The following is a 19,334-nucleotide window of genomic DNA, read 5'->3' as shown; positions in this document are numbered from 1 at the left end:
GGGTTCGCTCCGGGAATGCGCGGATTCGCATCCAGGATAACTTCCCGGCCCTTCGCGTCCAACGATCTTCGGAAGGATCTTCCGGAAGACCTGGAAAAAACAGCGGGATCCGCGTCAGGTGCGCGGCAGCTCCATCACGGCGCCGCGGCTGGCGCTGGTCACCAGGTGGGCGTACCGGCCCAGCCAGCCCCGGGTGATCTTGGGCGCGGGGCGGACCCACTGCGCGCGCCGGCGCTCCATTTCGTCCGCGTCCACCACGATGTCCAGGGTGCGGGCCGGGATGTCGATGCGGACCCGGTCCCCGGTGCGCACCAGGGCGATGGGGCCGCCCTCCATGGCCTCGGGGCTCACGTGGCCGATGCAGAGGCCCGCCGTGCCGCCCGAGAAGCGCCCGTCGGTGATCAGCGCCACCGACGTTCCCAGCCCCTGCCCCTTGATCATGGCCGTGGGCGAGAGCATCTCCGGCATGCCCGGGCCCCCGCGGGGCCCCTCGTAGCGGATGATGACCGCGTGGCCGGGCTTCACCTGGCGCAGCATCAGGGCCGCCAGGCACTCGTCCTGGCTCTCGAAGACCAGGGCCTCCCCCTCGAACACGAGGCACGCGGGATCAACGCCGGCGCTCTTCACGATGCTGCCCTGGGGCGCGATGTTGCCGAAGAGCACCGCCAGCCCCCCGTCCGCGGAGTAGGGATCCTCCAGCGTCCGGATCACCGCCGGGTCCTTGATGGAGGCGGAGGCGATGGTCTGGCCCAGGGTCCGGCCCGTCACCGTGGGCGCCTCCAGGTTCAGGAGCCCCGGGCGGCGGGACAGCTCCTTGAGGATGGCGCTGATCCCCCCGGCCCGGTCCACGTCCTGGATGTGCACGTGGGACACCGAGGGCGAGACCTTGCAGATGCAGGGGGTCACCGCCGAGATCTCGTTGAGCCTGGCGAGGGGGAAGTCCACGCCCGCCTCGTGGGCGATGGCCAGGCCGTGGAGCACGGTGTTGGTGGAGCCGCCCATGGCCATGTCCAGGGCGAAGGCGTTGTGGAGCGAGGCCGCCGTCACCAGGTCCCTGGGCTTCAGGTCCCGGTCCAGCAGGTCGAAGATCTGCAGGGCCGCCGCCTTGGCCAGGAAGGGGCGGCGCGGGTCCACCGCGGGGATGGTGCCGTTGCCCGGCAGCGCCAGCCCGATGGCCTCCAGGAGGCAGTTCATGGAATTGGCCGTGAACATCCCCGAGCAGGAGCCGCAGGTGGGGCAGGCGCTGGCCTCGATGGCGTCCAGCTCCTTCTCCGTCATCTCGCCGCTCTGCACCTTGCCCACGCCCTCGAACACCGTGATCAGGTCGGACCGCGAACCGTCCGGCTTCTGGCCGGCCATCATGGGCCCGCCCGTGACGAAGATGGTGGGCACGTTCACCCGCAGCGCCCCCAGGACCATGCCCGGCGTGATCTTGTCGCAGTTCGAGATGCAGATGAGCGCGTCGAAGCAGTGGGCCATGGCCATGGTCTCCACCGCGTCCGCGATGAGCTCCCGGCTGGGCAGGGAGTACCGCATGCCCAGGTGTCCCATGGCGATGCCGTCGTCCACGGCGATGGTGTTGAACTCGAAGGGCACGCCCCCCGCCTCCCGCACGGCCTCCTTCACCACCTTGGCGAACTCGTGCAGGTGGGTGTGCCCCGGCACGATGTCGGTGTAGGAGTTCGAGATCCCGATGAACGGCTTGGCGAAGTCCTCGTCCTTGAGCCCCGCGGCCCGCAGGAGGCTGCGGTGCCCGGCGCGTTCGATGCCCTTTTTCACGGTGTCGGATCGCATGGAAGGCTCCCTGGCTTCATCCTATCGCCATATGGGGGGAGGATCGGATCACCCGTGGATACCCTAATGGATCTAATCGTTTTCCTAATCGTGTTCCAGCATCCGCGCAACCACCCGCTCGAACTGGCTCTGGAAGACGACGTCATGGGCGTCCCGTCCGCAGGACACCACGTTGGGTGAAGTGGCGTCCAACTCAAGCACCCGGCGCACCTTCTGGGCCTCGGCCAGCGCGTAGGGGAAGGACTGGTTCCCGATGAAGAGCCTGCAGGACCGGATCATGCCCGCCAACTGCAGGAAGTCCTTGACGGGGGCGTAGCTCAGGCGCGGAAGGGTCCTGCGCATGTCCGCGAATTCCTCCTCCAGCCCGCAGAAGACGAGATCCGGATACCGGTCAAGGAAGTGGTAGTCGAGGCAAAGGTTGCGATAGCGCGCGCTGCGCGCGATGATCACGCTCCCGGCGAAGGCCGGCACCTCCGGCGCCTCCAGCCAGGGTTCGGAGAGGTCCGCTGAGACCGCCAGGTGGTAGAAATACCAGCGGCTGATCCCGAGCCGGTCCTGGGGGATGGGGGAGGTGCGGAACAGATCGAGGTCAAAGTCCACGGGCTCGGAGGCCAGGACCCCGACCGATTCCAGGTACGGCTGCGCTTCGAGCAGGGGCGCCAACAGGCGGAACATGGCCTGGTTGAGCATGACGCCGCCCAGGGGGTGCGAGCTGCGCAGGTGGCGCGTGTGGACGGGCGTGTCCAGGACGAGGCGGAGCCGGCCGCCTCCGCCGCCACACAGGGCCCGGATGGCGGGAAGGGCGTAGATGATGTCGCCGGCGTTGCCGGAGTGCTTGAAGCAGGGGTGGTTCCCCTCGAACTGCGCGGGCATCCGGAGGGTCGCGTTGTAGGCCAGGAGATCGGCCTGCCTCCTGCGGGCCTGCAGGGCCTCCTTGTTCCGGTAGTAGCGGCCGGGATCCAGGACCTTGAGGAGGAGCATGCCAACGGCCGTGGCACCGAACCCTTCAAGGCTGTTTCCCGACATCCCGGCTCCCGCGTGAAAAGCCAGTATATTCCGGATCCCGAGACGGGCATGCCGCCCGCTTATTTGATGGCGCCGAAGGGCCAGGAAAAGGATCAGATCTCAGCCCGGGTAGCACCCCGGAATCAGGAGCCCGGCCGTCTCCGGCAGGCCCAGTGCCAGGTTCATGCACTGCACGGCCTGGGAGGCCATGCCCTTGCCCAGGTTGTCGATGGCGGTCATCACCACGCCGTTCCGGCCGTCCGACGCCGTCGCGACGTCGCAGAAGGCGCCGCCGGCCACGGCGCCCACCCGGGGGGAGCCGGTGACGATGCGCACGAAGGGGGCGTCCTGGAAGGCCTCGGCGGTCCGGGCGGCCAGGCCCTCCCCGGTGAGGCCCTGGGGAAGGCGGAACTGCAAGGACATGAAGATGCCCCGCACCATGGGAGCGCTCTGGGGCACGAAGGCCAGGTCGCCCTGGATGCCCAGCTCGGCCATGGCGGCGTTGACCTCGGCCATGTGCTGGTGGGCCAAGGGCTTGTAGGCGCGGAAATCCTGGGCGCGCAGGGGGTGGTGGGTTCCCTCCACGGGAGTGGCGCCGCTGCCGCTGGAGCCGGTGGCGCCGGTGGCGGCCAGGAAGCCCACGTCCAGGCCGCGCAGGGGCAGGAGGGCCAGCTCCAGGGCGGTGGCGAAGCAGCCCGCGCAGGCCACGCGCCGGGCGCCCCTGAGCGCGGCGCGGTTCCATTCGGGCTGGCCGTAGACGAAGCGGGGGCGGTGCTCCACGCCCCGGAAGTCGGTGCTCAGGTCCAGGAGGAGGACCTTGTCCGCGATGCCGGCCTTGTCCCAGGCGCGCTCCAGGCCGGGCAGCAGGGCCGCCAGCTCCCCGTGGGGCAGGGCCGAGAAGACCACGGGCTGTTCGCTGCCCGTGAACGAGGACCAGTCGATGGCCTCCTCCAGGACCCCGGGCACGATGCCGCGCAGGTTGGGATGCACGTCGCCGAAGGCCCGGCCCGCGTGGCGTGAGGTGCCGCGCAGGCTTGCGCATGCGGGGTGGCCCGAGAGCCACCGCAGCAGTTCCCCGCCCCCGTAGCCGGAGGCGCCCAGGATGGCGGCGTCGAGCTTCACGGCTTCACCTCCAGGGCGGCCCGCACCTTTTCCAGGACGAGAGCGCCCAGTTCCCTGGCCTGGGACCGGGCGTTGTGGGCCGGCAGGCCCAGGGTGGCCACGAAGCGGCCCCCCACGCGGTTGTCCGTGGCCGGGCCGGCCACCACGTCCACCTGGATGCCGTAGGCCTCCTTCAGGTTCCTGACGCCGCCCTCGACGCCGACGGGGTCGTTGGCGCACAGGACGTAGGCCACGCCCCACTTGCGCAGGGCCTCGTCCTCCAGGATGGCCTGGACGCCGTACTCGCCCATGATGCCGTCGCCGGTCTCGGCGATGATCAGGTCCACGCCCCGGTCCGCCAGTTCCGTGAAGATGGCGCGGGCCGCGCCGGGCGCGGTGGCGGGGCCGGTGCAGGTGACGCCGGCGTCCGTGAAGTCCAGGATGGCCTCGGCGCCGTAGTCCTGCATGGCCAGGATGTCCCGCTGGAGGCTGACGCCGGTGAGCTTGGCGCCGCCGACCTTGTAGCCCGCCTGGGTGAAGGCGCGCACCAGGACGCAGGCGGCGAGGGTCTTGCCGGCGTTCATGCAGGTGCCGGCCACGTACACCACGGGCACGGGCGTGGCCAGGGGCTTGCCCTGCACCGCCTTCTCCTGGATGAACGCGGGCTGGCCCAGGCGGCTCCCGAACTGGGGGAAGCTGAGCACCTGGCCCAGCACCTCCACTTCGAAGGGGGCGCCCACTCCCGGGTTGCTGGAGACGCAGTGGCCCAGCACCCCGCCCAGGTTCAGGAGGTGGAGCCGGTCGCCGGGGGCGACCTTGGTGGGCAGCACGCCCTCGTAGCCCTGCAGCGCGTTGCGGTGGCCCAGGGCGCCCACGATGATGTCGCCGTCGTGGAGCACGCTCATGCGGCCGTGGACGTCCTCCAGCTCGTTGTAGACGGTCTTCTCGCCGCAGATGCGGCCGGCGATGACCGAGCCCTCCCGGGCCTCGACGGCCTCGCCCAGGGTGACCCAGCGGCCCAGGCCCAGGTTCCTCGTCACCGAGGCGATCTTGTCCAGGTGGATGCGCATCGAAGCTCCCTTCATCCCTTGGCCTTGAGGGCGATCATCTGGGGCACGCCGAAGATGTGCGCGAAGCCCGCGGCCTCGGCGCCCGTCCAGAGGCGGGTGCTCTCGCCGTAGCTGGCCATGTCCGGGCGCACGAGGCTGCGCGGGGACTTGACGCCCTGGACGGCGAAGGCGCGGGGGCGCAGCTCCAGGCGCACGTCGCCCGTGACCGCGTCCTGGGTGGAGGCCAGGAAGGCCTCCAGGTCCCGGCAGATGGGGTCGAAGAAGTGCCCCTCGTGCAGGAGGCTGCCGTAGAGGTTGCCCAGGGACTCCTTCCAGAAGAGCTGCTTGCCGGTGAGGACGAGCTTCTCCAGCTCCCGGTGGGCGGTGATGACCAGGTGGGCGCCGGGGGCCTCGAAGGCCACGCGGCCCTTGATGCCCAGGATGGTGTCGCCCAGGTGGATGCCGCGGCCGATGCCGTAGGTGCTCCCCACCTCGTTGAGGGCCTGGATCACGCCGACGGGGCCCCGTTCCGCGCCGTCCAGCGAAACGGGGACGCCGTTGGAGAACCCCAGGACCAGGGTGCGGGCCGGGGTGAGCGGGTCCACCTCGCCGCCGGGATAGGCGGCCTCGGGCAGGTTCTGCCAGGGGTCCAGGGTCTCCTTGCCGCCGATGCTCGTGCCCCACATGCCTTCGTTGACGCTGTAGGACTCCACCTTCTCGGGGAAGGGGAAGCCGCGCTCGGCCAGGTACGTCCTCTCCTCGGCGCGGCTGGGGGCCAGTTCCCGGATGGGGGCCATGAGGGCCAGGTCCGGCGCCAGGGCCCGGAAGGCCACGTCGAAGCGCACCTGGTCGTTGCCGGCGCCGGTGGAGCCGTGGGCCAGGGCCGTGGCCTGGATGTCCCGGGCGTGGGTGACCACGCGCCGGGCCTGGCAGACCCGCTCGGCGCTCACGGACAGCGGATAGAGCCCGCCCCGCAGGACGTTGCCGGCCACCAGGTGGCGCAGGTAGTCCTGGAACAGCTCCTCCCGGGCGTCGAGGGTGGCGTGGGAGGCCGAACCCAGCTTCGCGGCCATGCCCTCGATGCGCTCCAGTTCGGCCGGGGAGAAGCCGCCGGTGTCCACGGTGACGGTGTGGACCTCGTGGCCGAGCGACTTCAGGTAGAGGACGCAGTACGAGGTGTCGAGGCCCCCGGAGAAGGCGAGAAGGACGCGGTGGCTCATTTGGCACCCCAGGCGAAGAGTTGTTCGTAGGTCGTTTTCAGGAAGGCCCGGCGGCCCTTGATCCAGGCGGAGGACGAAGCCAGGGCCTCGGCGGTGCGCTCCAGGCCCAGGCGCACGGCCACGGCGGACTCGGGGCGGAAGGTGCCGTCCTGGATCTCGCGGGCCACCTGGACGTAGGCGTCGCGGAAGGGCTGGCCCTCGGCAGCGAGGCGGCAGGCCCGGGCGGCGGCGTGGAGCTCCTGGGTGATGGCGGCGGCGCAGGCCTCCCGGTCCACCTTGAGGCCGGGCAGGAGCCGGGAGGTGATGCGGAAGAGCTCCTCGCCCTTGCCCAGGAGCTCCACGAAGGGCGCCTTCAGGAGCTGATGGTCCCGGTGGTAGCTGGAGGGGAGGCCCCCCGCGAGGTGCCCCAGGAGGCCCGCCAGGCCCCGCAGTTCCCGGCAGCGGGCCCGGGCCAGTTCGAGGGCGTCGGGGTTGCGCTTCTGGGGCATGAGGCTGCTGCCCGTGGTGAAGGCGTCGGGCAGGGTCACGAAACCGAAGGACTCGGTGCTGTAGAGGTTCAGGTCCCAGAGGGCCTTCTCGAGGGTGCCGGCGGCGGAGACGATCCAGGCGGCCAGGGCCTGCTCGTACCGGCCCCGGCTGTTCATCACGTCCATGGGGCTGTTCTGCACGCGGCTGAAGCCCAGGAGCGCGGCGCTGAGGCCCCGGTCCACGGCGACGGGGGCGCCGAAGCCGGCGGCGGCGCCCAGGGGGCACCGGTCCAGGCGGCCCCAAAGGGCCGGCAGGGCCTCCAGCTCCTCCAGCAGGCCCTCGGCGAAGGCCGAGGCCCACATGCCCCAGGTGGCGGGCATGGCCTTGCGCAGGTGGGTGAAGCCCGGCAGGGGCGTGGTCTCCTCGCGCACGGCCAGGTCCAGGAAGGCCCGGGCGACGGCGTGCATGGCCGAGCCCAGGTCCAGGGCCCGGTCCCGCATGTGGAGGCGCAGGGCCGTGGCCACCTGGTCGTTGCGGGACCGGGCCAGGTGGATGCGGCGGCCGGTCTCCCCGAGACGGCGCTCCAGGGCGTGCTCCAGGGCGGTGTGGCCGTCCTCCTCCTCGGGCAGGATCACCAGTTCGCCCCGCAGGGCCTCCTGGCGCAGGCCGTCCAGGGCGCCCACCAGGGCCCGGGCCTCGGCTTCGGCCAGGAAGCCCGTCTCGCCCAGCATCCGCGCATGGGCGGCGCTGCCGGCGGCGTCGCTGGCGAGGAGGTGGAGGTCGGTCTCGGGATCGTCCCCGACGGTGAAGCGGTGGAGTTCCTCGTCCAGGGGGAGGTCCTTGGCCCAGAGCGGCTTAGACACGGCAGGCCTCCTTGGCGTATTCCCGGGCCAAAGCCGCGTAGAACGCGATGCCGCCTTCCAGCTCGGACAGGGAGATCCATTCGTCGGGGCGGTGGCTTCGGTGCGTGTCGCCGGGGCCCGCCTTCACGGCGGGGAGGTGGGCCAGGAAGGCCCAGTCGGAAGCCGTGGCGGAGCCTCGGGGCGCCTTGCGGCCCGAGGCGGCCAGGGCCGCCTTCACCACCGGCTCGTCCAGGCCGGTGGCCACGGCCTCGTAGCGCATGGAGTGCACGGCCACTTCGCTCTCCAGCACCAGCGCGATGCGCTCGGCGGTGAGGGCGTGGTCCAGGTTGGGGGTGGTGCGCAGGTCCACGAAGAACTCGCAGCTGTCGGGCACCTGGTTGCGGGCCCTGCCGCCCTGCACCTGGGTCACCTGGGCGCGGGTCTCGCCCAGGAGGGGGTGGGGCTCGAAGGTCATGGCGGCGAGCTTCTGGATGTCGCGGGCCGCCTTGTGGATGGCGTTCTCGCCCAGGGGGCTGTGGGCCACGTGGGCGGCCTCGCCCCGGGCGGTGCAGCGCAGGATGAGCATGCCCCGCTGGGCGGCGCAGATCTCCAGGCCGGTGGGCTCCCCCACCACGGCGGCGTCCAGCCTGCCCAGGTCCGGCAGCACCTCCCGGATGCCCTTGCCGCCCACCTCCTCGCCCTCGGTGAAGGCGAACACGGCTCGGGCGCCCTTGAGGCCGCGCAGCTCCACGGCCGCCAGGATCATGGCCGCCACGCAGCCCTTGGCGTCGTTGGCGCCCAGCCCGGTGAGGCGGTCGCCGTTCCAGGACGGGGTGAAGGGGTCGCTGCTCCAGCCGTCGCAGGGGGGCACGGTGTCCAGGTGGCTGGCGAAGAGGATGCGGGGACCTTCGGTGCCCACCTCGAACCAGAGGCTGTTGCCCGTGCGGCGCACCTCGAAGCCCTCGGCGCCCAGCAGGGCCGCGACGTGGTCCGCCACGGCCTGTTCGGCGTGGGACACGCTGGGAATGGCCACCAGGGATTCCAGGAGGGCCGCGGGCGCCATCATGCGCCCACCTCGTTCCGGTCGGCCACCAGCATGGTGCCGCTGCCCTCGTTGGTGAACACCTCGGCCAGGATGGCGTCGGGCCTGCTGCCCGATACCAGGTGGACGCTCTTCACGCCGCCCTCCAGGGCCCGCCGGGCCGCGGTGATCTTCGGCTTCATGCCGTCCTTGATGGCGCCTTCCAGCTCCTTGAGGGTCTGCAGGTCGGCCAGAGGCACCAGGCTGCTGGGCACGGCCACGTCCCGCAGGAGTCCGGGGACCTTCAGGATGAAGAACAGCTTCTCCACCCCCAGGGCCGCGGCGATCTCGGCGGCGATGGTGTCGGCGTTGGTGTTGAGCACCTGGCCCTCGGCCGTGGCGGAGAAGGGCGCCACCACGGGGACGTAGCCGCCGTCCAGGAGGTGCCGGAGGACCGAGGGGTCCACGGTGTCCACGTCGCCCACGAGCCCGTAGTCCACCTCGCCCACGGGCCGCTTGTGGGACTTCACGAGGCCCGCGTCCTGGCCGGAGAGGCCCACCGCGGGAAGCCCGGCGACCTCCAGCGAAGCGAGGAGGTCCATCTGGATGCGGCCCTTGAAGGCCATCTTGGCGGCGTCCAGCACGGGGGCCGAGGTCACGCGCCGGCCGGCGACCTTGGTGGTCTCCAGGCCCAGCTCGTTGCAGAGCGCGTCCAGGCCGGCGCCGCCGCCGTGGACGATCACCAGGGGGATGGAGAAGCTCCACAGCAGGGCCAGCTGGGTGCAGACGGCCTTGCGCAGGGCGGGATCCTCCAGGATCTCGCCGCCGAGCTTGACCACGAAGGGCTTGCCGCGGAACTTCCGCACGTACTTGGCGGCGTTGTGCAGGGCGTCGAAGGGATTCGAGGAACGTACCATTGTCTAGGCCTCCAGAAGCCACTGGACCAGGGACCGCTGCACGTGGAAGCGGTTCTCCGCCTCGTCCACGACCCGGCTCCAGGGGCCGTCCAGGACGCCGTCGGCCACTTCGACGTTGCGGCGCACGGGAAGGCAGTGCATGAAGATCGCGTCCTGGGCGGCCTTGCGCATCAGGTCAGGGGAGCAGATCCAGTCGGGGTGGTCCTTGACGGCCTCCGCCTTCAGGCCGCCCTCCGTGGACGGGCCCCAGGCCTTGGCGTAGACCACGCGGCTGCCGGCTGCGGCCTCGCCCTGGTCCTTCGTGAAGGAGACACTGCCGCCCGCGCCCTTGGCCAGGGCCTGGGCCTGGGCAAGGACCTCGCCCTGGAGCTCGAAGCCCTCGGGGTGGGCCACGCGCACCTCGCAGCCGGCCGCCGCTGCGGTGAGCAGGAAGCTGTTGGGCACGGCCTTGGGCAGCGGCTTGATGTGGGGGGCCCAGGTGAGGGTCACGGGCAGGCCCCTGGTGGAGCCGAAGGTCTCCCGGGCCGTCATGAGGTCGGCGAGGCCCTGGCAGGGGTGCTCCCGGGCGCTCTCCATGCTGAGGGTGGGCACGGTGGAGTGGTTGCGGAAGCCGTTCATGACGGGATCCGCGTGGTCCTCCGCGTCGCTGACGCCCGCGGCGAAGGTGCGCACGGCGAGCAGGTCCACGTAGCGCGCCAGGACGGGCGCGGCCTCCTTGATGTGCTCGGCCCGGTCCCCGTCCATCACGGCGCCGGTGCGGTCCTCCAGCTTCCACACGCCGTTGCCCACTTCCAGAACGATGGACGAGCCGCCGCCCCGGGCCATCACGGCCTCGAAGGAGGCGCGGGTGCGCAGGCTGGGGTTGAAGAACACCATGCCGAGGATCCGGTCCACGAGGTGCTTCGGATGCGTTCCCGCCTTCCACTGGATGGCGCGGGCGAGGATCTCCTCCAGGCCCTCGATGCCGAAATCGCTGATGCCGGTGGCGTGTCTCATTTGGTATCTCCAGCGGGGAAGGTGCGGACGGCTTCGGCCAGGGCGTCCACCGCGGCCCGGGTCACGTTGAGGGGGGGCATGAGGCGCAGGGCGTCGGGATCGCCGCTGCCGCCCACGAGGATGTGCCGGTCCTGGAGGTGGGCCTTGAGCTGCTTGGCCCGGCCCGGCACCACCAGGCCCAGGAGCAGGCCCGAACCGCGGATCTCCGTGACGCAGGTGCCCGCGAGCGCCTCGCGGATCTCCTGCTCGCGCACGAAGACGTTCTGCAGGAGGCCCTCCTGGCGGATCACCGTGAGGGTGGCCAGGAGCGCGGCGCAGGCCAGGGGCCCGCCGCCGAAGGTGCTGCCCAGGTCCCCGGGCCTGACGGAGGCGGCGGCCTCGGCCGACAGGAGCAGCGCCCCCATGGGCACGCCCGAGGCGAGGCCCTTGGCGGAGGTGATCATGTCGGGGCGGACCCCGTGGAGGCCCGCGGCGAAGGGGTGCCCCAGGCGGCCCATGCCGGTCTGGACCTCGTCGTAGATGAGCATGGCGCCGGCGGCCTTCGTCTTCTCCCGCACCTTGATCATGAAGGGGGCGGTGGCGGGCCGGATGCCCGACATGCTCTGGATGGGCTCCATGATCACGCCGGCCACGTCCGAGAAGTCGGCGGCCTCCAGGGCCTCCACGTCGTTCCAGGGCAGGCGCAGGCAGGGCGCCAGGAGGGGCGCGTAGGGATCCGTGATGGCGGGGTCGTCGGTGACGGACAGGGCGAGGGTGGAGCGCCCGTGCCAGCCGCCCTGGAAGGCCGCGAACTTGTGCCTCCCGGTGAGCCGGCAGGCCATCTTCAGGGCGTTCTCGTTGGCCTCGGCGCCGCTGTTGCAGAAGAAGATGGAGGCCATGCCCGCGTCCCGGCCGGACTCCGCGAAGTCCAGCAGGGCCTTGGCCGCCCGGGACCGCACGGGCAGTTCCGCGGCGGTGCTGTAGAAGATCAGCTCCCGGGCCTGGACCGCGATGGCCTCGGCCACCAGGGGGTGGGAGTGGCCGGTGCTGGCCACGCAGTGCCCGCCGTAGAAGTCCCAGTAGCTCCTTCCCAGGGGATCGAAGACCCGGTCGCGTTCGCCGCGGAGCAGGGGGAAGGGGAAGGGGGTGTAGGTGGGGAGGAGGGCGGGGGGCTGCAAATTTGCGGTCATTGGATGCAAAAACACGGAAATACCGGTCATGTAATGCAAATTGTGCGCCTCCCCGTATGGGGGGTCAAGCGAAAAAGCTACGACGGGACTGTAAATTTATGATTATGAGTGAAACAAGATTGCTTGCAAATTTGTGCAAATCGATGCAAATTAGCCCCATGAACTTGGACGAAGCCATTCTCCGCCATCTCTCCCGCCTGGAAATCACCGAACAGGGGGATCTCCTGGAGCTGCTCCGCAGGGAGGGCTTCGACCTGACGCTCTCCACCCTCTCCCGGCACATGAAGAAGCTGAACATCCGCAAGGAGGAGGGCCGCTACCGCCGCGCCCTGCCCGCCCTGCCCCCCTCCCACCCCTACACGCTCCAGAAGGTTCCCCCCACCCTGCTCATCCTCAAGACCACCCCTGGGTACGCCCAGGCCATGGCCCTGGCCCTGGACCAGGCCGGCCTGCCCTCCCTGGCCGGCACCCTGGCCGGGGACGATACGATCTTCGCGGCGCCCGTGAACAGCAGCTTGCTTGATAGACTGGAACTCGAAATCCGGGAACGTCTGATTCGAGGCATCTGAAGCCGGCCTGCCGAGCGGGCCCCAACCAAGGAGCTGAGCATGTCCCTCATCCAGGAGTTCAAGGCCTTCGTGGCCAAGGGAAACGTGGTGGACCTGGCCGTGGCCGTGGTGGTCGGCGGCGCCTTCGGGGAGATCGTCAAGGCCTTCGTGAGCGGCATCGTCATGCCGCTGGTGAGCTACGTGCTGCCGGCCAACATGGTCTGGGAGCAGTGGGCCGTGGGCAAGCTGCGCATCGGGGTGGTGCTGGGCGCGACCCTGAACTTCCTCATCATCGCCGGGGTCGTCTTCCTCTTCCTGGTGAAGCTGGTGGGCACCCTCATGAAGAAGAAGGAGGAGCCCGCGGCCCCCTCCACCAAGACCTGCCCCGAGTGCCTGGAGACGATTCCCCTCGCGGCCAAACGTTGCAAATTCTGCACTAGCCAGGTCGATTGACCGCTCCGTGACGGTCCTCACTAATAGAAGACTGTAAGGTAGTTGAAAGGCCCCCGGTCCTATACTGCGGGCGGACCCTTCACGGAGCACGTCTTGTTCGACCAGCCCACGGAACGCGAGGCCCGGGAACTCATCGAGTCCCAGGGCCTTCGTTTTGAACCCGGGATGGATGACCTGGTGGGCTGGTACGACGGCGGGCGCCTCGCGGCATGCGGCGCCAGGAAGGGCTATGTCCTCAAGATGCTGGCCATAGCTCCCGAGTTCCAGGGCACGGACACCCTGGGCGCCCTGGTGACCCGGCTCGTCCTCTCGGGCATGGAGGCGGGCCACGGGACCCTCTTCCTCTTCACCCGGCCCCAGAACACCGGGACCTTCGAGGCCCTGAACTTCCGGCTCCTGGCCACCCACGGCACGGCGGCGCTCCTGGAGCACGGGCCGGGCCTGGAGGCCTACCTGGCCTCCCATCCCGCCGCGCCGGGCCGCAACGGCGCCATCGTCCTCAACGGCAACCCCTTCACCCTGGGCCACCTCCACCTGGCGGAACGGGCCGCGAAGGAGGTGGACCGGCTCCTCCTCTTCGTGGTGAGCGAGGACTGCTCCGTCTTCCCCTTCGCGGCGCGCCTGCGCCTGGCCCGGGAGGCCACGGCCCACCTGCCCAACGTCACCGTCCTGGAGACCTCCCGCTACGCGGTGTCCGCCGGGACCTTCCCCGCCTACTTCCTCAAGCGCGAGGACGAGGCCGCCCAGGCCCAGATGCGCCTGGACCTGGATCTCTTCGCCCGGCGCATCGCCCCGGCTTTCCACGTCGTCCGCCGCTTCGCCGGGACCGAGCCCCTCTGCCCCGCGACCCGGGCCTACAACGCCGCCATGGCCGAGATCCTGCCCCCCGCCGGCGTCGCCGTCACGGAAGTGGCCCGCCTCGAGGCCGCCGGCGCCCCGGTCAGCGCGACCCGGGTGCGCGCCGCCTTCGCCGCCGGGGACTTCGGGACCCTGGCGTCCCTGGTGCCCCCTTCCACCCTCCAGTTCCTCCGATCCGACGAAGCCCGGCCCATTGCCGGGCGCCTCCAGGGAGCCTAGTCCATGCAGATCCGACGCAAGTCCACCGCGGGCACCATGCAGTCCAGCGACCTCATGGTCGTGGTCGAGCCCGCCGAAACCCTCCAGATCGACATCGAATCCACCGTGAAGAAGCAGTTCGAGCACCTGATCCGGGCCCGCATCGAGGCGACCCTGCAGGAGCTGGGCGTGGCCGCCGGCCATGTCCGCGTCTCGGACCGGGGCGCCCTGGACTACGCCATCGCCGCCCGGGTGGAAACCGCCATTCACAGAGCTTCCCAGGAGTAGTCATGGACAAGGTATGGTCCCGCGAGTGCGTCACAGGCCGGCGCTTCATCATCAAGATCCAGCCGGGTGCGCGCATCGTCCCCACCCTCCTGGAGTTCTGCAGTTCCCAGAACATCACCTTCGCGTCCATGGTCTCGGCCATCGGTTCGGTGCGTGACGTGGAGTTCAGGGACATCCAGACCGGGGCCCACCTGCCCCTGACCGAACCCCGCACCCGCAAGCACCGGGTGGAAGGCCCCCTGGAGATGCTGGGGCTCTCGGGCAACATCGCCCCGGGCGCCGGCAAGAAGCTGGGCGCCCAGTTCTACATCCTGGCCTCCAAGGCCGGCGGCGAGGTGGTGGGGGGCCAGCTGGTGGACGCCGAGGTGTTCGCCACCTGCGAAATCGTCCTGGCCGAGTACCTGGTGACGGGCATCGAGCGCTACCACTCCACCTCGAGCGGCGTCGACACCCTCTTCTTCGAAGAAAGGTAGGGGATCCATGAAGCTCCGCCGTTCCCTGCTGTACGTCCCCGGCAACATGCCCGGGATGCTGCAGAACATCCCGGTCTTCGAGGCCGACGTCGTCATGATCGACCTGGAGGACGCCGTCCCCCTCCAGGAGAAGGACGCCGCGAGGCTCCTGGCCCGCAACTTCCTGCGGTCCTACACCGACCGCAACAAGGAGATGTTCGTCCGGATCAACGGGCTGGACACGCCCTACGCGCTGGACGACCTGCGGGAGATCCTCCCTGCTCTGCCGGACGGGATCCGCCTGCCCAAGGCCGACAACCCCGAGGTGGTGGAGAAGCTCGACACCCTGCTCACCGAGCAGGAGGAGCACCTGGGCCTGGAGATCGGCCACTTCAAGATCATCCCCTCCATCGAGAGCGCCCAGGGGGTGCTCAACAGCGTGCTGACCGCGGTCAGCTCTCCGCGCCTGGTGGCCCTGGCCTTCGGCGCCGAGGACTTCACGGCCTCCATGGAGATCGACCGCACCAAGACCGGCGAGGAGCTCTTCTCCGCCCGCACCCAGATCGTGTGGGCCGCCAAGGCCGCCGGCCTCCAGGTCATCGACACCATCTTCCCCGACGTCAACGACATGGAGGCGCTGCGCGCCGAGACGGCCCTCATCAAGCGCCTGGGCTTCACGGGCAAGTCCCTGGTGAACCCCAGGCAGATCGAGATCATCCACGAGGTGTTCCGCCCCGCGGCCAAGGAGATCGAGCACGCCCTGGAAGTGATGGACGCCATCAAGCGCGCCCGGGAGATGGGCACCGGCGTGATCTCGCTCAAGGGCAGGATGGTCGACGCGCCCGTCGTCACCCGCGCCGCCCGCGTCCTGAAGACGGCCATCGCCTTCGGGATGATCGACTTTGACCTGACCGACGAGGTGATCCATGGCGAAAAATAGCCTCGGACGGGAGATCCCGGCCCTGTGGAGGGGCCGCACCCTCGACCCCTACGTCGATCCCTGGAACAAGAAGCCCGAGGTCCTGCGGGCCACGCGGCCCCTGGTGCGCCGCCACCCCTCCGACTCCAAGCTCCTGCCCAGCCTGCGGGCCGCGCTGGAGAAGTGCGAGCTCCGGGACGGCATGAACATCTCCACCCACCACCACCTGCGCAACGGCGACCTGCTGCTGAACCTGCTGGTGAAGGAACTGGACGCCATGGGTCTCATGGACATGGGCATCGCCTCCAGCTCCGTGCACGACGTGCACGCGGAGATCATCCCCTACATCCGCAAGGGCGTCATCACCCGCATCGAGACCGGCGTCAACGGCCTCATCGCCCAGATGGTGAGCAAGGGCGAGCTGAAGTGCGACATCATCGTGCGCAGCCACGGCGGCCGGGCCCGGTCCCTGGTCACGGGCGAGGTGGAAGTGGACGCCGCCTTCATCGCGGCCCCCTGCTGCGACGTCACCGGCAACATGAACGGCGTGCACGGGCCGTCGGCCTGCGGCTCCCTGGGCTACGCCTACACCGACGCCCGCTACGCCAAGAAGGTGGTGGCCGTCACCGACAACCTGGTGCGCTACCCCGCGGCCCCCATCAGCATCTCCCAGTCCGACGTGGACTACGTGGTGCAGATCGAGTCCCTGGGCGACCCCAAGAAGATCGTCTCCACCACCACCCGCGTCACCCGCGACCCCGCGGGCCTGCTCATCGCCAAGTACGCCTCCGAGGTCATCCACGCCTCGGGCCTGCTCAAGGACGGCTTCTCCTTCCAGACCGGCGCCGGCGGCACGTCCCTGGCCGTGGCCGACAACGTGCGCCGCCTCATGGCCGAGAACAAGGTCAAGGGCAGCTTCGGCTGCGGCGGCATCACGGGCTACTTCGTCGACATGCTGGAGGAGGGCTACTTCGAGACGCTCTTCGACGTGCAGTGCTTCGACAACCGGGCCGTGGACTCCATGCGGCGCAACCCCTGCCACCGTGAGATCTCCGCCGACCTCTACGCCAGCCCCTTCAACCGCGGGTGCGTGGCCAACATGCTCGACTGCGTCATCCTGGGCGCCACCGAGGTGGACGTGGACTTCAACGTCAACGTCAACACCGAGTCCAGCGGCTACCTCCTGCACAACACCGGCGGCCACTGCGACGTTGCCGCGGGCGCCAAGCTCGCCATCGTGGTGGCCCCCTCCATCCGCGGCCGGCTCCCGGTGGTGCGGGACGCCGTCACCACCGTCACCACCCCCGGGGAGACCGTGGACGTCATCGTCACCGAGCGCGGCATCTGCGTCTCCAGCAAGCACCCCGATCTGGTGGCCGAACTCAAGCGGCGCAACCTCCCGGTGAAGGACATCCGCCAGTTCCACGAGGAGATCACCCGGGTCACCGGCAAGCCCAGGCCCATCGAGTTCGAGGACGAGGTCGTGGCGCTCATCGAGTACCGGGACGGCTCCATCATCGACGTGGTCAGGAAGGTCCATGAATAGCGTCTTCCTCGCCGCCCGCGACGAACGGGAGCGCGAGCTCCGCCGGGCCCTGGCCCAGTGCGGGGACTCCGCCTCCATCCTGTTCGTCAGCTGCAACGTCCCCGGCCCCGCCAAGCACCGCCCGGGCCTCTCCCGGCTGGCGCAGGGGGCCCTGGACGGTCTGGAGGCCGTGGCCGCCCATTCGGGTTTCGATGCCCTGGGTCCCTTCCACATCGCGTTTTCCGCAGGCGACCCCGCCCAGGTCAAGGCCGCCGCCGTGGCCCTGGAGGGCCTGACCCCCTCCGGCCGGATCCTGGACATCGACGTCTACCGCCCCGACGGCACGCAGGTGGACCGGGCCTCCCTGGGCCTGCCCCAGCGCCCCTGCCTCCTCTGCGCGGAACCCGCCCGGGAGTGCATCCGGGCCGGGCGCCACTCCGCCGCCGAGCTCCTGGCCAAGGTGGACGCCCTGCTCCACGAGCACAGCACCCCCCAGCGGCTCCTGCCGGAGACGCTCGCCGCCACCCTCCACCGGGGCGCCCTGCGCGAGCTGGAGCTGACCCCCAAGCCCGGCCTCGTGGACCGCCGCGACTGCGGCTCGCACCCGGACCTCACCTTCGAGGCCATGCGGGCATCGGCGGACCTCCTGCCCCTCTACTACGGGGAGCTGCTGGAGCGCTTCGGCGAGCAGCGGCCCCTGAACGAACTCAACCAGGCCGGCCGCGACGCCGAGGACCGCATGCTGCGGGAGATCGGCTCCAACGGCCACAAGGGCTATATCTTCCTGTCCGGCCTCACGCTGCTGGCGGCCTGCCAGTGCAAGGGCCGCATCTCCCAGCTCCGCGGCGCCATCGCGGACCTGGCCGCGAAGTTCTTCTCGGCCTGCCCGCCCCAGGGCACCATCGGCGCCGAACTGCGCGCCCGCCACGGCCTGGGCGGCATCCAGGCCGAGGCCCTGCAGGGCCTGCCCGCAGTGTTCGAGCACGGCTGGCCCGCCTACCGCGACGCCCTGGAGGCCGGCCTGGAGCCGCGCCTGGCGGGCTTCCACCTCATGGCCACGCTGATGCGCACGGTGGAGGACACCACCGCCGTCCGCCGCTGCGGGCTGGAGGGCCTCGAGCGTCTCCGCCGGGACGGGGCGGCCCTCCAGGGCCTCCTGGACATGGGGCGGGATCCCGAGCCCTTCCTGCTGGCCCTGAACGAGGACTACCGCCGGGACAACCTGACCATGGGCGGCGTGGCGGACTGCATGGCGCTCACCTGGGCCCTCCACGCGGCCTCGGCCTGAACGGGCCTCAATCGTCCAGGGGACGGAAGTTCACATCCAGTGCCGCAAGCCGCGGCCACAGCATGTACTCCATGTGGCGGGGGGTCGCAACGTACTCCGTCCGAAGCAGCCCTTCCGAGCCCAGGACCTGCCTGGCCTCCACGGTGGCATGGCTGGGGTGACCCTCCTCACCGCCCCGAGCCGGACGGCGTGCTCCGCGCCTTCTACCGCAGGATCCGCCCCCCGCGCTGATGTGGGGCCCGGTGGCGCGCGCCTGCGCCGAGGTCGCGCCCCGGAACGATCTGGCCACCGCCTTCCTGAACGGGCTCGCGGGGTGCGCCATGATCTACATGGCCCTGTTCGGGGTGGGGAAGTGCCTGTTCGGGGCCTAGGGCTTGGGGTTGGGGCTCCTGGGCATCGCGGGCGTGTGCGGAGGCGTCCTCCCCTGGCACCTTCGGCGCCAGGGATGGCCGGCGGGATCGAATTAGGCTTTTTGGGTTCTGCGCTAGAATAACGATGCATAATAAGTCTTTAGTTACTTGAAAATAATTAAATATTTCTTTTTAAGTAAATGCCAATTTATAAATAAAATAGACTATTTACTTATTGTTAAATCCCTTTTTATTTTGGTCATCCTTCGGATAACATCGTTACCATGCCAGCTTGATTCAAGCCGGATGGCTGAATCTAAAGCTATTATAAAATCATATTAAGGAGAAAACATGTCCAGAGTGACACCTTTGTGCCTGGCCGGAAGATTGGCGTTCGCGGCCCTTCCGGGGTTCAGCCTGATCTGCAGCCTTGCCGCCGCGGCTACCCCGGGCCCGAATGAACCGAAGCAGGCCATCCCAGTGAGGGCGTGGCGCGATGTCCATGGCGGGGACCGGGTTCCGGGCTCGGAAGTAGTCCTGGATGCCGGGCACTGGAACAACGTGTGGCGAAAGCTCAGGAGGGACACGCCCCCCTTGGATTTCACCACCTGCATCGCAGTGGTGGCGTACGCGGGAGAGAAGGGCACGGGCGGCTACTCCATTAGGTTCATGGAGCCGGTGGCCGAGGGGAACGATTTGCTTATCCGCTGGCAGGTCCTGACGCCCGAACCAGGAAGCATGCAGATGCAGGTCCTCACCCAGCCCTGGGAAGCGCAAGCCTTCGAGCGGCCCAAGGGAGTCGTGCGGGTGCAGCAACTCCCCGATTCCACCGACCTGGCGGGAACAGCCAGGTAGGACTCACGGGCGAGTAAC

General features: G+C 69.7%; 21 protein-coding genes. 10 read left to right on the top strand and 11 right to left on the bottom strand.

The window, feature by feature from the left end:
• Positions 1–114 precede the first annotated feature (114 nt).
• From ilvD to ACZ5MC_RS05725, 10 genes are all read right to left on the bottom strand, one after another.
• Positions 115–1,794, bottom strand: a complete 1,680-nt coding sequence (ilvD, locus tag ACZ5MC_RS05770) for a dihydroxy-acid dehydratase (protein ID WP_464517270.1) — start codon at positions 1,792–1,794, stop codon at positions 115–117.
• A gap of 84 nt (positions 1,795–1,878) precedes the next feature.
• Positions 1,879–2,820 (bottom strand): hypothetical protein, encoded by a 942-nt coding sequence (locus tag ACZ5MC_RS05765; RefSeq protein WP_464517269.1) that lies wholly within the window; start codon positions 2,818–2,820, stop codon positions 1,879–1,881.
• 99 nt (positions 2,821–2,919) lie between these two features.
• Entirely contained in the window at positions 2,920–3,921 is a 1,002-nt protein-coding gene (gene argC, locus ACZ5MC_RS05760) for an N-acetyl-gamma-glutamyl-phosphate reductase (RefSeq protein WP_464517268.1), read from the bottom strand.
• Positions 3,918–4,970, bottom strand: coding sequence for a hypothetical protein (locus ACZ5MC_RS05755; RefSeq protein WP_306599362.1), 1,053 nt, complete (start codon positions 4,968–4,970; stop codon positions 3,918–3,920). Before ACZ5MC_RS05755 ends, argC begins: the two co-directional genes overlap by 4 nt.
• A gap of 11 nt (positions 4,971–4,981) precedes the next feature.
• Positions 4,982–6,169, bottom strand: coding sequence for an argininosuccinate synthase (argG, locus tag ACZ5MC_RS05750; protein WP_464517267.1), 1,188 nt, complete (start codon positions 6,167–6,169; stop codon positions 4,982–4,984).
• On the bottom strand, positions 6,166–7,500 hold the full coding sequence (locus ACZ5MC_RS05745) for a lyase family protein (RefSeq protein WP_464517266.1): 1,335 nt from the start codon (positions 7,498–7,500) through the stop codon (positions 6,166–6,168). Before ACZ5MC_RS05745 ends, argG begins: the two co-directional genes overlap by 4 nt.
• Positions 7,493–8,542 carry a M20/M25/M40 family metallo-hydrolase gene (locus ACZ5MC_RS05740; protein ID WP_373432586.1) on the bottom strand — a complete coding sequence of 350 codons (1,050 nt, stop codon included), beginning with the start codon at positions 8,540–8,542 and terminating at the stop codon, positions 7,493–7,495. Before ACZ5MC_RS05740 ends, ACZ5MC_RS05745 begins: the two co-directional genes overlap by 8 nt.
• Positions 8,542–9,417, bottom strand: coding sequence for an acetylglutamate kinase (gene argB / locus ACZ5MC_RS05735; protein ID WP_306599358.1), 876 nt, complete (start codon positions 9,415–9,417; stop codon positions 8,542–8,544). The genes ACZ5MC_RS05740 and argB overlap by 1 nt, the downstream gene beginning before the upstream one ends.
• 3 nt (positions 9,418–9,420) lie before the next feature.
• A complete protein-coding gene (locus ACZ5MC_RS05730; RefSeq protein WP_464517265.1) occupies positions 9,421–10,413 on the bottom strand; it encodes an N-acetylornithine carbamoyltransferase in 993 nt (330 codons plus the stop codon).
• Complete coding sequence (locus ACZ5MC_RS05725; RefSeq protein WP_464517264.1) at positions 10,410–11,582, bottom strand: aspartate aminotransferase family protein; 1,173 nt, start codon at positions 11,580–11,582, stop codon at positions 10,410–10,412. The genes ACZ5MC_RS05730 and ACZ5MC_RS05725 overlap by 4 nt, the downstream gene beginning before the upstream one ends.
• A gap of 158 nt (positions 11,583–11,740) precedes the next feature.
• Between ACZ5MC_RS05725 and ACZ5MC_RS05720 the strand changes: the two genes are divergently transcribed.
• From ACZ5MC_RS05720 to ACZ5MC_RS05685, 8 genes are all read left to right on the top strand, one after another.
• Positions 11,741–12,151, top strand: a complete 411-nt coding sequence (locus ACZ5MC_RS05720; RefSeq protein ID WP_306599355.1) for an arginine repressor — start codon at positions 11,741–11,743, stop codon at positions 12,149–12,151.
• 39 nt (positions 12,152–12,190) lie between these two features.
• Positions 12,191–12,583: a large conductance mechanosensitive channel protein MscL gene (mscL, locus tag ACZ5MC_RS05715; protein ID WP_306599354.1), complete on the top strand. Its 393-nt coding sequence runs from the start codon at positions 12,191–12,193 to the stop codon at positions 12,581–12,583.
• Between the two features lie 93 nt (positions 12,584–12,676).
• A complete protein-coding gene (locus ACZ5MC_RS05710) occupies positions 12,677–13,660 on the top strand; it encodes a [citrate (pro-3S)-lyase] ligase (RefSeq protein WP_464517263.1) in 984 nt (327 codons plus the stop codon).
• Positions 13,661–13,663: 3 nt separating this feature from the next.
• Entirely contained in the window at positions 13,664–13,927 is a 264-nt protein-coding gene (citD, locus tag ACZ5MC_RS05705; RefSeq protein ID WP_306599352.1) for a citrate lyase acyl carrier protein, read from the top strand.
• A 2-nt stretch (positions 13,928–13,929) separates the two neighbouring features.
• Complete coding sequence (locus ACZ5MC_RS05700; protein WP_306599351.1) at positions 13,930–14,400, top strand: PPC domain-containing DNA-binding protein; 471 nt, start codon at positions 13,930–13,932, stop codon at positions 14,398–14,400.
• Positions 14,401–14,407: 7 nt separating this feature from the next.
• Entirely contained in the window at positions 14,408–15,319 is a 912-nt protein-coding gene (locus ACZ5MC_RS05695) for an HpcH/HpaI aldolase/citrate lyase family protein (protein ID WP_306599350.1), read from the top strand.
• Complete coding sequence (citF, locus tag ACZ5MC_RS05690; protein ID WP_306599349.1) at positions 15,306–16,844, top strand: citrate lyase subunit alpha; 1,539 nt, start codon at positions 15,306–15,308, stop codon at positions 16,842–16,844. Before ACZ5MC_RS05695 ends, citF begins: the two co-directional genes overlap by 14 nt.
• Positions 16,837–18,111 (top strand): triphosphoribosyl-dephospho-CoA synthase, encoded by a 1,275-nt coding sequence (locus ACZ5MC_RS05685; RefSeq protein WP_464517262.1) that lies wholly within the window; start codon positions 16,837–16,839, stop codon positions 18,109–18,111. Before citF ends, ACZ5MC_RS05685 begins: the two co-directional genes overlap by 8 nt.
• Positions 18,112–18,118: 7 nt before the next feature.
• On the opposite strand, the gene ACZ5MC_RS05680 is transcribed toward ACZ5MC_RS05685, so the two are convergent.
• Complete coding sequence (locus tag ACZ5MC_RS05680) at positions 18,119–18,253, bottom strand: family 20 glycosylhydrolase (RefSeq protein WP_464517261.1); 135 nt, start codon at positions 18,251–18,253, stop codon at positions 18,119–18,121.
• Positions 18,254–18,341: 88 nt separating this feature from the next.
• Between ACZ5MC_RS05680 and ACZ5MC_RS05675 the strand changes: the two genes are divergently transcribed.
• On the top strand, positions 18,342–18,482 hold the full coding sequence (locus ACZ5MC_RS05675; protein WP_464517260.1) for a hypothetical protein: 141 nt from the start codon (positions 18,342–18,344) through the stop codon (positions 18,480–18,482).
• A 573-nt stretch (positions 18,483–19,055) separates the two neighbouring features.
• Positions 19,056–19,316, top strand: coding sequence for a protease complex subunit PrcB family protein (locus tag ACZ5MC_RS05670; protein WP_464517259.1), 261 nt, complete (start codon positions 19,056–19,058; stop codon positions 19,314–19,316).
• The last annotated feature ends 18 nt before the right edge of the window (positions 19,317–19,334 follow it).

This window comes from Mesoterricola sp. JemC181 (genome assembly GCF_055384585.1).
This window is presented reverse-complemented; position numbering and strand designations above follow the sequence as displayed.

Excerpts from the sequence above, each read along its gene's own strand:
- ilvD (WP_464517270.1), bottom strand. The coding sequence starts at position 1,794 with ATGCGATCCGACACCGTGAAAAAGGGCATCGAACGCGCCGGGCACCGC.
- ACZ5MC_RS05765 (WP_464517269.1), bottom strand. The coding sequence starts at position 2,820 with ATGTCGGGAAACAGCCTTGAAGGGTTCGGTGCCACGGCCGTTGGCATG.
- ACZ5MC_RS05755 (WP_306599362.1), bottom strand. The coding sequence starts at position 4,970 with ATGCGCATCCACCTGGACAAGATCGCCTCGGTGACGAGGAACCTGGGC.
- argG (WP_464517267.1), bottom strand. The coding sequence starts at position 6,169 with ATGAGCCACCGCGTCCTTCTCGCCTTCTCCGGGGGCCTCGACACCTCG.
- ACZ5MC_RS05740 (WP_373432586.1), bottom strand. The coding sequence starts at position 8,542 with ATGGCGCCCGCGGCCCTCCTGGAATCCCTGGTGGCCATTCCCAGCGTG.
- argB (WP_306599358.1), bottom strand. The coding sequence starts at position 9,417 with ATGGTACGTTCCTCGAATCCCTTCGACGCCCTGCACAACGCCGCCAAG.
- ACZ5MC_RS05730 (WP_464517265.1), bottom strand. The coding sequence starts at position 10,413 with ATGAGACACGCCACCGGCATCAGCGATTTCGGCATCGAGGGCCTGGAG.
- ACZ5MC_RS05725 (WP_464517264.1), bottom strand. The coding sequence starts at position 11,582 with ATGACCGCAAATTTGCAGCCCCCCGCCCTCCTCCCCACCTACACCCCC.
- ACZ5MC_RS05720 (WP_306599355.1), top strand. The coding sequence starts at position 11,741 with ATGAACTTGGACGAAGCCATTCTCCGCCATCTCTCCCGCCTGGAAATC.
- mscL (WP_306599354.1), top strand. The coding sequence starts at position 12,191 with ATGTCCCTCATCCAGGAGTTCAAGGCCTTCGTGGCCAAGGGAAACGTG.
- citD (WP_306599352.1), top strand. The coding sequence starts at position 13,664 with ATGCAGATCCGACGCAAGTCCACCGCGGGCACCATGCAGTCCAGCGAC.
- ACZ5MC_RS05700 (WP_306599351.1), top strand. The coding sequence starts at position 13,930 with ATGGACAAGGTATGGTCCCGCGAGTGCGTCACAGGCCGGCGCTTCATC.
- ACZ5MC_RS05695 (WP_306599350.1), top strand. The coding sequence starts at position 14,408 with ATGAAGCTCCGCCGTTCCCTGCTGTACGTCCCCGGCAACATGCCCGGG.
- citF (WP_306599349.1), top strand. The coding sequence starts at position 15,306 with ATGGCGAAAAATAGCCTCGGACGGGAGATCCCGGCCCTGTGGAGGGGC.
- ACZ5MC_RS05685 (WP_464517262.1), top strand. The coding sequence starts at position 16,837 with ATGAATAGCGTCTTCCTCGCCGCCCGCGACGAACGGGAGCGCGAGCTC.
- ACZ5MC_RS05675 (WP_464517260.1), top strand. The coding sequence starts at position 18,342 with ATGTGGGGCCCGGTGGCGCGCGCCTGCGCCGAGGTCGCGCCCCGGAAC.